The sequence below is a fragment of the Mesorhizobium sp. C268A genome (assembly GCF_040324475.1).
Classification (GTDB): Bacteria; Pseudomonadota; Alphaproteobacteria; order Rhizobiales; family Rhizobiaceae; genus Mesorhizobium.
The window spans coordinates 49,339-62,325 of the sequence record NZ_JAMYVX010000001.1 but is presented as its reverse complement, the minus strand read 5'-3'; the positions used below and the strand labels follow the sequence as shown (position 1 = coordinate 62,325).

Sequence of the window (12,987 nt, the reverse complement as noted above, 5' to 3'; positions counted from 1 at the left end):
TGGATCGATTCATGTCGCTGCCGCCGCTCTCGCCCGAACAACTCGTCAAGCCGCGCCATTTCGAACTGCGCATGAGTCTGATCTTCGCGACATTATTCGTGTCGCTGGGAACGCATGTGCCTTATTTCCCGCTGTGGCTGCATGCCCAGGGTTTCCACGCCGAGCAGATCGCCATCATCCTGGCGGCGCCGATGTTCCTGCGCGTGGTGACAACACCCCTGCTGACCGCGCTGGCCGACCGGGCGAAGGACAGGGCGGATGTCTATATCGCGCTGGTGGCCGCGACGATGGTGCTTTCCGCCGGCTATTTCCTCAACCCGACCTACGCCATGGTGCTTGCCGTATCGCTGGCGCTGACGGTGGTGTGGACGCCGCATTCGCCGATCGCCGATTCGCTCGCGCTGTCGGGTGTGCGCCGCTTTGGCTCGAACTACACCGCGATGCGCAAATGGGGCTCGATATCCTATCTCTGCGCCAATGTCGCAGGCGGCTTTATCCTCGCCTGGACGAGCCCGCAGGCCGTGCCGGTAATCATCTTTGCGGCACTGTCTGCCGCGCTCGTCGCCGGATTGCTGGCGCCGCGGCTTGGCCGCCCGCGCCGGGCTTCGCCGCTATCTGCCGCCGACATCCAGCATCAGGCGCCGAGCCTTCTCAATCCGTATTTCCTGTATTTCACCCTCGGCGTCGGCATCATCACCGCCAGCCATGCCTTCCTCTACGGCTTTGTCTCAATCTACTGGAAATCGGTCGGCATCAGCGATTCCGTCGTTGGCCTGCTGTGGGCCTGGGGCGTGGTGGCCGAGGTCTGCATGTTCGTGTTTTTCAACCGTATTTTTGCCTCCGTCTCAGTCGTCAAGGTGATGCTGATCGCCGGCGTCGGCTCCATCGTGCGCTGGATCGCCTTTCCGTTGATCTGGCCACTCGGGCTTGGCGTTGCCGGTTTCTTCGGCGTCCAGACCCTGCATTCGGTGTCGGTGGCGATGGTGTTGATCGGCCTGCAGAAGATGATCGGCGAAACGGTTTCGGAAGAACGCACGGGTGCGGCGCAAGGCATTGCCTATTTCTTCAACGGCTTCTTCATGGCGGCGGTGACGCTGGCGTCCGGCCCGCTTTATGAGCGCTACGGCGTCGACGGCTTCCTGGCGATGATCCCGATCGCCATCATCGGCCTGGCGCTGATCGGGCTCGCCGCGCGTTCAGCCCCACAGCATCCTGTCAGGCGGTAACACCAGCGACCCCTGGTACACGAGGCCGGGCTGGCGGTCGCGGGCAAGCAGCAGCGGACCGTCGAGGTCGACGAAGTCGGCGCCTTGCGCCAAAAGCACTGCCGGCGCCATCGCCAGCGACGTGCCGACCATGCAGCCGACCATCACGCCGAATCCCAGCTCCCGGGCGCGGTCGCGAAGGGTAAGGGCGGCGGTCAGGCCGCCGGATTTGTCGAGCTTGATGTTGACGGCGTCATAGAGGCCGACAAGCGCTTCGAGGTCCTTCGCCTCGTGGAGGCTTTCGTCTGCGCAGATCGGCACCGGATGCGCGATGTGGCGCAGGATGGCATCATGGCCAGCGGGAAGCGGCTGTTCGATCAGGGCTATCCCATGTTCGGCGGCGAAAGCGAGATTCTCGATGATGTTGGCATCGGTCCAGCCTTCATTGGCGTCGAGGATGATGCGGCTGTCGGGCGCCGCTTCGGTCACGGCGCGGATGCGGGCCAAGTCGTTGTCGCCGCCGATCTTGACCTTGAGCAGCGGCCGTCCGGCATTGGCGCGGGCTTGCGCCGCCATCGCCTCCGGCTCGCCCAGCGACAGCGTGTAGGCCGTCACCAGCGCCGACAAGGGCACAGCGTGGATGGCGTCTGCGACCGCAACGCCGCTGATCTTCGCCTCCAGGTCCCACAAGGCGCAATCGATGGCGTTGCGGGCAGCACCAGCCGGCATCGCATCGAGCAGGTCCTTGCGGCTGATGCCGCCTTCTATCTGCCGGCGCATGGCCTCGGTGGCGTCGCGCACCCCCTCCATGGTCTCGCCATAGCGCTTGTAGGGGACGCATTCGCCCCATCCGCGATTGTCCCCATCGCTGATCGTGCAGGTAATGACTTCGGCTTCGGTCTTCGACCCGCGCGAGATGGTGAAGGTGCCGGCAATGGGAAAACGCTCGGCCTCAACCGAAATGACACGCGCCATAATTTTCTGCTCCGGCTATGCGACAACGCGTCGTCGGCAAATCGACAGGTACGACCCGTCAGGCTAAACAGGACGCCATGTTGACCATCGGCAAACGCGACGCAAGCGGCAACGCCGCCAAGGAGGCCGACCACCAGCCCCGCGTTGCGGTCGGCGAGGAGGGCGGCGTCCTCGGCTGCGCTTTCTCCGGCATCTGGACGACGACGACAGTGGCGCTGATCGACGCCGAGATGCGCAAGATCGAGCAGCGCAAAGGCTACCAGACGCTCGCTTTGGATCTTTCCCACATCGAGAAGATGGACACCGCCGGCGCCTGGCTGATCGATCGCCTGGTCAGTGTCTTCGAAAAGAAGGGTGTCGAGATCAAGATGCAGGGGCAAAGCGATGTCGCCTCGATCCTGCTCGGCGCCGTTGGCGAAGCTGTCCGGCGCGAGCCCGAATCGCGCGGCGTCCGGCGCCCCAACATCATCCTCCGCGGGCTGGAGGCGGTCGGCCGCCGCATCTATGAGATGCGCGACGATTTCCTCGCCTCGATGAACATCCTCGGCGCCACCATCGGCGGCGCCCAGATGAAGCTCGGGCGCGGCCATGCCATCAATCCGGCGGCGATCTTCAACCAGATCGATCGCATGGGGGTCGGCGCCATCCCCGTGGTGGTGCTGATGTCGGCGATCGTCGGCGCCATCGTCGCCCAGCAGGGCGCCTACCAGCTCAATTATTTCGGCGCCAACATTTTCGTTGTCGATCTGGTCGGCGTGCTGATCCTGCGCGAACTCGGCGTGCTGATGACCGCCATCATGATCGCCGGCCGCTCCGGCAGCGCCATCACCGCCGAGATCGGCTCGATGAAGATGCGCGAGGAGGTCGACGCGCTGAAGGTCATCGGCCTCAACCCGATCGGCGTGCTGGTGTTTCCGCGCCTGGTGGCGCTGGTGATCGCGCTGCCCTGTCTCACCATCGTCGCCAATTTTGCCGCTCTTGGCGGCGGCATCCTAGCCGCCTGGCTTTATTCCGGTATTGCGCCGACGGCCTTCATCGACCGGCTGCGCGGCGCGATCGATATCAGCACCATCTTCGCCGGGCTGATCAAGGCGCCGTTCATGGCCATGATCATCGGCACCATTGCTTCCGTAGAAGGCATGAAGGTCGGCGGCAGCGCCGAATCGCTGGGTCTGCACGTCACCGCCTCGGTTGTGAAATCGATCTTCGTTGTCATCATCCTCGATGGCCTTTTTGCCATCTTCTACGCATCGATCGAGTTCTGACATGATGCGCAGAAACTCAAAGGCGACCAAGGCTATGCAGGGAACGGGCGAAAGCGATATCGTGCTGTCGGTGCGCGACATCACCGTTGCCCTGGACGACAAGCTGATCCTCGACAAACTGGCGCTCGACATCAAGCGCGGCGAAATCCTCGGTTTCGTCGGCGCCTCGGGCGCTGGCAAATCGGTGCTGCTGCGCACGATTCTCGGCCTGCTGCACAAGCAGTCCGGCACGATCAAGCTGTTTGGCCTCGACCTCGAAAAGGCCAGCGACATCGAACGGTTGCGCATCGACATGCGCCTTGGCGTGCTTTTCCAGCACGGCGCCCTGTTTTCGGCGTTGACCGTGCAGGAAAACGTGCAGGTGCCGATGCGCGAATATCTCGATCTGCCGAAGAAACTGATGGACGAACTGGCCTTGCTCAAGATCGAACTGGTCGGCCTGCCGCCGGACGCCGCGCAAAAATTTCCCTCGGAGCTTTCGGGCGGCATGATCAAGCGCGCCGCCCTGGCGCGGGCGCTGGCGCTCGACCCCGACATCGTCTTCCTCGACGAGCCGACTTCCGGCCTCGACCCGATCAGCGCGTCCGAATTCGACGAATTGGTGGTGAAGTTGCGCGATACGATGGATCTGACGGTCTATATGGTGACGCACGATCTCGACACGCTGTTTACCGCTTGCGACCGCGTGGCGGTGCTCGGCAACAAGAAAATCCTGGTCGAAGGCACGATCGACGACATGCTGAAAAGCGAAGAACCGTGGGTCAAATCCTATTTCCGCGGAAAACGCGCTCGGCAACTTGATCTTGCCGCGCGCGCATAGACATAAGTGGGGCAATGGAAACCAGAGCCAACTACGTAATTGTCGGCATTTTCACCCTGGCTGCAATCCTGGCGGCGTTCGGGTTCGTCTATTGGACCGCCCAGATCGGTGATCGCGGCGAGACGGCGGAGCTGCGCGTGCGCATTCAGGGTTCGGCCTCCGGCCTCGGCCCCGGCAGTCTGGTGCTGTTCAACGGCGTCAAGGTCGGGGTGGTCAAGCGCGTCTATTTCGACCGCAATGACCCCAATGCCGCCATTGCTACGACCGAGATCGACCAGACAACGCCGCTCACCAAATCGACGCAGGCCGATATCGGCATCGCCAGCCTTGCCGGCCAGGTCAACATCGAATTGAAGGGCGCCGATCCAAAGGAACCAAATCTCCTGGAAGAGGCGGCAAAGGAAGGCAGGACGGCCGAGATCATCGCCAATCCGTCAGCGGTCACCAACCTGCTGCAGACGGCGCAGAACATCTTCACCCGCGCCGACAAGGTGCTTTCCGACCTAGAAGGTTTCACCAGGGATGTGCGCGGGCCGCTGACCCAGACCGTCAAGAACGCCCAGACATTTTCCGATGCGCTGGCCAGGAATGCCGACGGCATCGACAAGTTCCTGACCGCCGTCAGCGCGCTGTCGGATGAGCTGAAGGGTGTTTCCGGCAAGCTCGACGGCACGCTGAAGGCTGCCGAAGGCCTGCTCAATGCCGTCGACAAGGACAAGATCAAGAGCATCGTCGCCAATGTGGACGCCGTCACCGCCAATCTGAAGGAGACCAGCGGACAGCTCGACGGCGTGATCAAGAACGTCGATACCGCGGTCGGCTCGGTCAACGATTTCGCCACGCGCACGCAAGGCACGCTGGCAAAGGTCGACAATGTGCTCGACGGCATCGATCCGGCGCAGGTGCGCGTGGCGCTCGCCAACATTCAGAAGGCCAGCGAAAATGCCAACAAGGCCGCCGCCGACATCGCCAAGGTGACCGACAAGTTCGCCGACCGGGCCGACGACATCGACGAGACGATCAAGGACGCCAAACAGCTTGCGTCGCGCCTCAACGATGCCTCGGTGCGCGTCGACGGCATCCTGAAAAGGGTCGATACGCTGCTCGGTTCGGGCCAGGCCGACGGCGTCATGGCCGATGCCAGGGACACGCTGAAGTCGTTCAAGCAGGTCGCCGACACGCTGAACGCCCGGCTTGGCACGATCACCGACAACATCGCGCGCTTCTCGGGCCAGGGCCTGTCGAATGTCGAGGCGCTGGTCCAGGACAGCCGGCGTTCGATCAGTCGCATCGAAGAGGCGGTGACCGATCTCAGCCGCAACCCGCAGCGCATCCTGTCGGGCGGCGACGGCGAGGTCCGGCAGTTCGATGGCAGGGCACGGCGTTGACTTCCGTGCCCGCCCGCAGCAATTACATGGACCGCGGATGCGGATTCATCATACGATCCGGGGACAGTGGGGATCACGCGTGACGTTCGGGTTGGGTGGGTATAAATCGGCGGCCGTTTTGCTTGGCCTGACGCTGGCTGGTTGCGCGGCATTGGGAGGCAAGCCGGCGCCACTCGATACGTTCGAGCTGTCCGCCCCGTCGATCGACGCCCATGGCCACAGCCGCCGCCAGATCCTGATCGCCCAGCCATCCGCGCTCAAGGCGCTGGACAGCCAGAACATCGTCATCAAGCCGTCAGATCGCTCGATCCAGTATCTCAAGGGCGCGCAATGGGCCGACCGGCTGCCGCTGATCGTGCAGGCGAGGCTCGCCGAAACCTTCCAGCGCTCCGGAAGCTTTGCCGGCGTCGGCAAGCCGGGCGAGGGGCTGGCGATCGACTACCAGGTGATCGTCGAGATCCGCTCCTTCGAAGTCCGCGTCAATGGTGGCGAGCATGCCGAGGTCAATCTCTTCGTGCGCATCCTGAACGACCGCAACGGCGAGGTGCGCGCCTCGAAGAGCTTCACCGCATCCGCTCCCGTCTCGGGCAGCGGCAATCCGGCCTATGTCAGCGCGCTCGACAGCGCCTTCGGCGAGGCGGCGAAGGATATCGTGGGCTGGACGGATTCGGTGATCTGAGCCGGTCGAGGCTTGGAACGATCGTTCGTCGCGTTAAACCAGCACTCGACCAAATATCGCAGGTTCGCGCTGCCCCTCATTGCGCTGCCGGGCATTTCTCCCCGTATAGTGAGAAAGAACGCCATCGCCAATGATCTCGCCAATTGTCACCGTCGCAGTATGGGCGGCGAGGCTGATGCCATCTCCCTTCACCCCGTCGCTATACGGGAGAAGGTGCCGGCAGGCGGATGAGGGGCAGCGCAGACCGACGATTTTGCACAAAGAAAAAGGCGGGAACTTCCCGCCTTTTCTGTGTCTGTGGTGTCGCCTCAATCAGTGCAAACGGCCGCTCGCATGGGCCAGCATGGTGTAGACCTTGCCGGTGTCCGACGTCAGGTAGGTCTGCGCCATGATGTTGTCGCGGTCGTTGCGCGAGACGTCCTTGAGCAGCTTCTCGAAATCGTCGCAGTAGCGGTCGACGGCGGCGCGGAACTCCGCCTCGGCCTGATATTTGCGGCGGATTTCGTCAAAGGTCTGCTGGCCCTTGAGCGTGTAGAGGCGGCGCGTGAACACGTCACGCTCGCCGCGCCGGTAGCGGTTCCACAGCTCGATCGAGGCGTCGTGGTCGATCGCCCGGGCAATATCGACCGAGAGCGAGTTGAGCGACTCCATGACATGCAGCGGCGAGCGCTGGGCGGGAGTTGCGCGCGGTGCTTCCGCGGGCGCTGCCGGCCTGGCGACTTCCTCCTCGCGCGATGCTCCGGTCAGGAGATCGCGCACCCAGCCGCCTTGCGGCGTGCGGGCGTTGGCGTCGCGCTGGCGCGGTGCTTCGGCAGGGCGTTCGATATCGAGCGTGCCACGCAGGCCGCCGAGCGGCGCCTGCGGAGCAGGGCGCTCCGGCTGTGGCGCCGGCGGCGGGCGGCGTACCGGCTCGGCCGGGCGCTGCACTGGCGCCTGAGGCGCCGGGCGCAGGGCGCGCGGTTCGGCATTGTCGCCGCCACGTCCCGATTTCGCAACGATATCCGAAAGTTCCTTGAGCGCGTTGATCTGCTCGGCAACGGCACGGCGGATCGCCGAGGTCGATTCCTTGGCCTCTTCCGGCATTTCGATGACGCCCTTCTTGAGCTCGGCGCGGGTGAGGTCGAGCTCGCTCTTGATCGAGCTTGCGGTGCGCCGCATCTCCTCGGTCGCATCGGCGAACCGGCTGGTTGCCGAATCGACCACTTCCGTTATGGCGATGCGGATCTTGTCGGCTGATGCCAGCGTCTTGCCTTCGGCATTCTGCATCGTCTGGCCGACAAGGTTTTCGAACGAACGCATCACCTTCTCGAGGTCTTCCGACTTCTTGACCAGGCCGACGGCGAGATCTTCGAGCGACGATTGCCGCTCAAGCGTGTGCTCCAGATTGCTCTGCGCCGAGCTCAACAGATCCGAAGCCGAGGACAGCAAGCGGCTGTGCTCGTCGAACTTGGTGGCGATCGAGGCCACTTCGCGCAGGGTCGACGACGACAGTTCGGTAAGCCGCGTCGTGTTCGAATCGACCAGGCGTGCCGAGCTGGCGAAGGTCTGCGCCGCCTTTTCGGTGGTTGCCGCGAAGCTTTGCGTGCTGCCGCTCAGACGTTCGTCAACCTGGCCGAGGTTGATCGCCGCCTGTTCGATCAGCTCACCAAGCTGCGAGCTGGAGACGCTCATGCGGCCGATGAGGTCGGCGACGCTATCGGCGAGCGACGAGCGCGCGCCTTCGACGGCCGACAGCGTTTCGGCGGTGCGGCTGGCGAGCGCGTTGACGAGGGCGGCATTTTCGCTGCGCAGCTTCTCGGTCGCGCGTTCGGTGACCTCTTCCATGCTCTTTTGCAGTTCCGAGCCGCCCTGGGCGAAGCGCTCCACCAGCGGCCGCGCGGTTTCGTCCAGGATCTTCGCCATCTCGGCCGAACGCGCCGCCAGCATCGTATTGAGCTCGCGGGTATTGGTGCCGATGGTCTTGGCAGCGTCGTTGGTGCTCTGGCCGATGTGCTGGCCGACCGCGGTAAAAGTCTCCGCAATCGTGTTGGCGCGCGAGATCAGTTGAGCTTCTGCGCTGGAAACCTGCTCGTTGAGCTTCTGGCCCATTGTCTCCGTCGTATAAAGAAGGCGGTTCTCGACGTTGGCGACCTGTTCCTCGACGCGCGAAGCTGCGGACGCAACGCTCGCGGCCAGCCGCTCATCGGCGCCGGCAAGAGCCTGCTCCATCTCGCGGGCGTGGACGGCAAGTTCCTGGCCGGTCTGGCGTGCGCGTTCGGCAACGCGCTGCTCGGTGCTGGCGAAGGCACCGACGATGTTGTCGGCATGCTCGCCGATCGTCGACGTGGAGTCGGCGATGCGCGACACCAAGCGGTGATCGGCCTCGTCGAAGATGCGGCTGATCTCGGTGGCGCGGGCTGACAGCGCGTCCGAACCCTCGGCGATGCGCGAGATCAGCTGTTGGTCGGCGGCGTCGAAGATGCGGCCAAGGTCCGAGGCGCGGGCGGCCAGCGCTTCGGCGGATTCGCCGATGCGCATGCTCAGCCGCTGGTCGGCGCCCTCGAAGTTACGCAGGATGTCGCCGGCGCGGTCGGCCAGCGACTGCGCCGTCTCCACCGCGCGGGCGACCAGCTTCTGGTCGGCGGCGTCGAACGTGCCGGCGATCTCGCCGGCGCGGGCAGCCAGCCGTCCGGCCGTTTCTTCGGCGCGGGCGAGCAGCGAGTTCGACGTCTCGTCGTGCCGGGCAAGCAGCACGCTCGTTGTGTCTTCGGCGCGAGCAAGCAAGGCATTCGTCGTATCCTCGGCGCGAGCAATCAGGGCGCTCGATGTGTCCTCGGCACGGGCGTGCAGACGGCGATCCGCGTCCTCGAAGGTGCGGGCGATGTCCTCGGCCCGGGCCAAAAGGGCGGCCGAGGTCTGCTCGGCACGCTCGGCTATCTTGCGGTCGGCGTCACTGAAGGCAGCACCGGCCTGTTCGTGCAGCGCGCTGGTGACTTCCATCACCTTCTCGCGGAGCGCGCCGGCAACGAAGACGGCGCTCTTTTCAAGCACGCTGCGGACATTGTCGACACCCACCGACAACGCGCGCTCCATGGTTCCGGCGCGCTCTTCGATGATGCCGGTCTGCTTGCTGAAGGCCTGCTCGATCTTCTCGACATCGGCAGCGATTGCCGCCGAGATATCGGTGCTTCTGCCGGCAATCTGGTCGATATGGCCCGACAGCGAGCGGTCGACATCCTTACGTATGTCGGCGAGCTTTGCCAGATCGTCTTCCAGCGCCTGGGTCAACATGTTGCGGCCTTCGGCCAGCTTGCCGACATGGCCGGCGATGATGTCGTCAACCTCACCGCGGCTTGCCGACAGCTTCTGCAGGTCGGCTTCCAGCGCACGCTTCAAGATGTCTCGGCCCTCGGCCAGCTTCTCGACCTGGCCCGCGACCAGTCCGTCGATGCTCGACCGGCTCTCGGCCAGCTTGGTGAGGTCGTCCTCGAGAGCCTTCGACAGCGTCGCGCGATCCCGGACGAGCTTGTCGCTGTGGCCCTCGATCAGGCTGTTGACATTTTCCAAATCCGCTTCCAGCACCCGTGCGAACTCGCCACGGTTTTCGCTCAGCTTCTGCGACTGGTCGGCAATGGCGCTCCTGATCGCATTGAGATCGGCTTCGAGCGCCCGTGTGAGGATGTCGCGGCCCTCGGCGAGCTTCTCGACCTGTCCGGCGACCAGCCCATCGATGCTGGAGCGGCTCTCCGCCAGTTTGGCGATGTCGTCTTCCAGTGCCTTTGAGAGCGCCGAACGGTCCTGGACGAGCCTGTTTTGATGATCGGCCATGATGCCGCTGACATTGTGCAGATCGTCCTGAAGCGCCTGGGATAGCGTCGAACGATCCTGGACAAGCCGGCTCGAGTGGTCGGTGATCAGGCTGTTAACATTCTGAAGGTCATCCTTAAGCGCCTGGGATAGCGTCGAACGATCCTGGACAAGCCGGTTCGAGTGGTCGGCGATCAGGCTGTTCACATTCTGCAGGTCGGCCTCCAGTGCCCTGGAAAGCTGACCGCGCTCTTCCGCCACCTTGTCGGAATGACCCGCGATGGCGCCCTTGATGGTGTTGAGGTCGGCTTCGAGCGCGCGCTTGAGGATATCGCGCCCCTCGGCCAGCTTCTCGACCTGGCCGGCGACCAGCCCGTCGATGCTCGACCGGCTCTCGGCGAGCTTGGCGAGGTCGGCCTCGAGCGTCTGTGACAACAGGCCACGATCGTCGGCAAGCCGGCTCGAATGGTCGGAGAGCAGGCCCCTGATGCCGGATAGGTCGTTCTCCAGCGCCTTGCTGAGTTCGGTGCGGTCCTCGGCCAGTTTCGCCGAGTGGTTCTCGATCACGCCCTTGATGCCGATAATGTCGTTTTCGAGCGCCTTGGTCAGGATGGCGCGGCCTTCGGCGATCTTTTCAACCTGGCCGGCGACCAGCCCGTCAATCGAGGCGCGGCTGTCGGCGAGCTTGCCGAGATCGGCTTCCAGGGCGCGCGACAGAATGTTGCGGCCTTCGGCCAGTTTACCGACATGTCCGGCGACCATTTCGTCAATGATCGTACGGGCTTGCACAAGTTTTCCGGAGTCTTCATGCAAAGCCTGGTTGAGCCGGTTGCGGCCTTCTTCAAGCCGCTCGAGATGGCTGCCCAGCGACGCGTCGATGGCGGCGCGCGACTCGTTGACCTTGCGCAGATCCTCTTCCAGGGCGCGCGAGATCAGGTTGCGGCCTTCGGCCAGCTTCTGCACCTGGTTGGTTACGGCCGCATCGATGCCGGCACGGCCCTCGGCGAACTTCGCCAGGTCCGCCTGCATGGCAGCCGCCATGCGTTCGCGGCTTTCGGACAGCTTGCGGCTGTGGTTTTCGACGGCGTCCTCGATGCCGACGCGGGCATCGGCAAGACGCTGGATATCGGTGTCGAATGAGCGCGACACGACATGGCGGGCCGCTTCCATGCGGCCGGCGAAATCGCTGGCGCGGGCTTCGAGCATCGACGAGGTCGACGAGACGATGTCGGCCATGTCGGCGCCGATCTGGGTCTTGCCCTGATCGATCATGGCCGACAAATGATCCTTGCTCTCGGCAAAGGTGTGGGCGATCTCGCGGGCGCGCTCGACCAGCGTTTCGTTGATCTGGCGGGCGCGCGCCTCGAGCGCGGCGTTGAGCTTCTGCGTGCCGGTATCGAGTGCTTCGGCGCGGGTCTGAAATTCGCTGATCAGCGCCTGGCCGCGCTCGGCCAGCGTCCGCTCGATGCCGTTCAGGCTGGACTCGAATTCCGAGCTCAGGGTGCGGGCGGCGCCGCCGAGCAGCGACACCATGCCGGTGGTGCGGTCGTCGAGCAGGTCGGTCAGCGACCGGGTCAGGCCGTCTGTGGTGTCCGTCAGCTTGGCGATGCGGGTGTCGAGCAGCGAAGCAAAGGCTTCGCCCGATGTCGACAGCCTGTCGGTGATTGAATCCAGCCGGGTTTCGACGGAATCGAAGATCGACATCGAGCTTTCATTGATGCGGTCGATCAGCGTGTCGCCGGAATTCGTGATCGTCATCGACAGCTTGGTCGACGCGTTGAGGATAGAGTCGCGAATAATGTCGGAGGCGGCGCCGATCTCGTCCTTCAGCGTTTCATGCGCGCCGGTGATCGAGGCGCGCACGCGCTCGGCATGAGTGACGACGGCTTCGCGCTCGCTGCCCAGCCCGTCGACCAGCGACCGGATGCGCGATTCATTCTCCGAATAGGAGCGTTCGATCTGGTTGACCTCGCTGTGGACCAGAGTTTCGAGCTCGACGGCGCGCGCCAGCGTGCGCTCGATGCCTTCGCCCATCGCCGCCACTTCACGGCGAACGGCCTGGCCGATCATCATCACGCGGTCTTGGGCGAGGTTTTCCGGCTCCGCCAAGCGGAAAGCCACCTCCGTCATCGATTGCGCGGCAATGCGCATTTCCTGCGCGCGGCGGATCATCGCCGCGAAGGCCCAAAACAGGACGACCGGTATGATTGCCGCGATCGCTAGGCCGATCAGTTCAGGGCGGGCCAGGATTTGATCGAACGTACGAATTTTCCAGATGCTGGGGCCAAACAGCAGATTGGCGAGGCCGCCGGCGCCGGCGATCCAGGCCAGCGACACGAACGCCACGACCCAATAGATCGTGCTAGACGCGCGCCGGTTGAGGCTGTGCAGCAGCGTCTTGTAATCTTTCTGGCGGTCATCGTTTGCCGGCTTGAAGCCGGCTGGCTGCGCGCTGTTGCGCGATTCGACCGGGCGCAGCTCGGCGGGCTTGGCTGCCGGCTTCGCACTCTGGTTTTGTTGGACGGGCGCGTTTTGAGCGGGGGCGGGCTTCTGGGGGCGGCCTTCGCGCGCCAGTTCGTCCGCGGCCTGCGATATCTGCGCTTCCAGATCTTCCATCGACGCCGCGATATCGAGATCGCCGCTGCCGTCTCCGCTGAGATCGAGGTCTAGTGCCTTTTCGAGTTCCCTGGCTACGTCGCTGTCGAGAGTTCTGGTCGTCGTTGGTTTCTTCGCCATGCCTTCGCTACCCTGTACTAGCTGCCGAGGGACTTCTTATTTTTGCCTGATTCTGGCTCGTCTTATCCCACGCAGGAGGCTGAAAATGGACCTTCGTATCGTAATGACACACAGGGGTAAAGAAAACATGCAT

The 12,987-nt window shown here is 64.0% G+C and carries 7 protein-coding genes; 5 read left to right on the top strand and 2 right to left on the bottom strand.

The features are described 5' to 3' along the window. Window positions 1-11 precede the first annotated feature (11 nt). The gene (locus tag NKL06_RS00285) at window positions 12-1,226 is read left to right on the top strand and encodes an MFS transporter (protein ID WP_023694172.1); all 1,215 of its coding nucleotides are present in this window, start codon (window positions 12-14) and stop codon (window positions 1,224-1,226) included. On the opposite strand, the gene dgcA is transcribed toward NKL06_RS00285, so the two are convergent. Continuing rightward, window positions 1,197-2,180, bottom strand: a complete 984-nt coding sequence (dgcA, locus tag NKL06_RS00280) for an N-acetyl-D-Glu racemase DgcA (protein WP_023694173.1) — start codon at window positions 2,178-2,180, stop codon at window positions 1,197-1,199. The two genes, NKL06_RS00285 and dgcA, sit on opposite strands and share 30 nt — an antisense overlap. A gap of 77 nt (window positions 2,181-2,257) precedes the next feature. Here dgcA and NKL06_RS00275 point away from each other — a divergent pair, with 77 nt between their 5' ends. Genes NKL06_RS00275 through NKL06_RS00260 form a run of 4 tightly spaced genes read left to right on the top strand, consistent with a single transcriptional unit; the run spans window position 2,258 to window position 6,332 of the window. Continuing rightward, on the top strand, window positions 2,258-3,445 hold the full coding sequence (locus NKL06_RS00275) for an MlaE family ABC transporter permease (RefSeq protein WP_023694174.1): 1,188 nt from the start codon (window positions 2,258-2,260) through the stop codon (window positions 3,443-3,445). 1 nt (window position 3,446) lies between these two features. Next, on the top strand, window positions 3,447-4,265 hold the full coding sequence (locus NKL06_RS00270) for an ABC transporter ATP-binding protein (protein ID WP_023694175.1): 819 nt from the start codon (window positions 3,447-3,449) through the stop codon (window positions 4,263-4,265). 14 nt (window positions 4,266-4,279) lie between these two features. Next, on the top strand, window positions 4,280-5,653 hold the full coding sequence (locus NKL06_RS00265) for an MlaD family protein (protein ID WP_023690141.1): 1,374 nt from the start codon (window positions 4,280-4,282) through the stop codon (window positions 5,651-5,653). A gap of 37 nt (window positions 5,654-5,690) precedes the next feature. Next, the gene (locus NKL06_RS00260) at window positions 5,691-6,332 is read left to right on the top strand and encodes an ABC-type transport auxiliary lipoprotein family protein (protein ID WP_502903714.1); all 642 of its coding nucleotides are present in this window, start codon (window positions 5,691-5,693) and stop codon (window positions 6,330-6,332) included. Between the two features lie 312 nt (window positions 6,333-6,644). On the opposite strand, the gene NKL06_RS00255 is transcribed toward NKL06_RS00260, so the two are convergent. Then, entirely contained in the window at window positions 6,645-12,854 is a 6,210-nt protein-coding gene (locus NKL06_RS00255; protein WP_352580029.1) for a kinesin, read from the bottom strand. Between the last annotated feature and the right edge of the window lie 133 nt (window positions 12,855-12,987).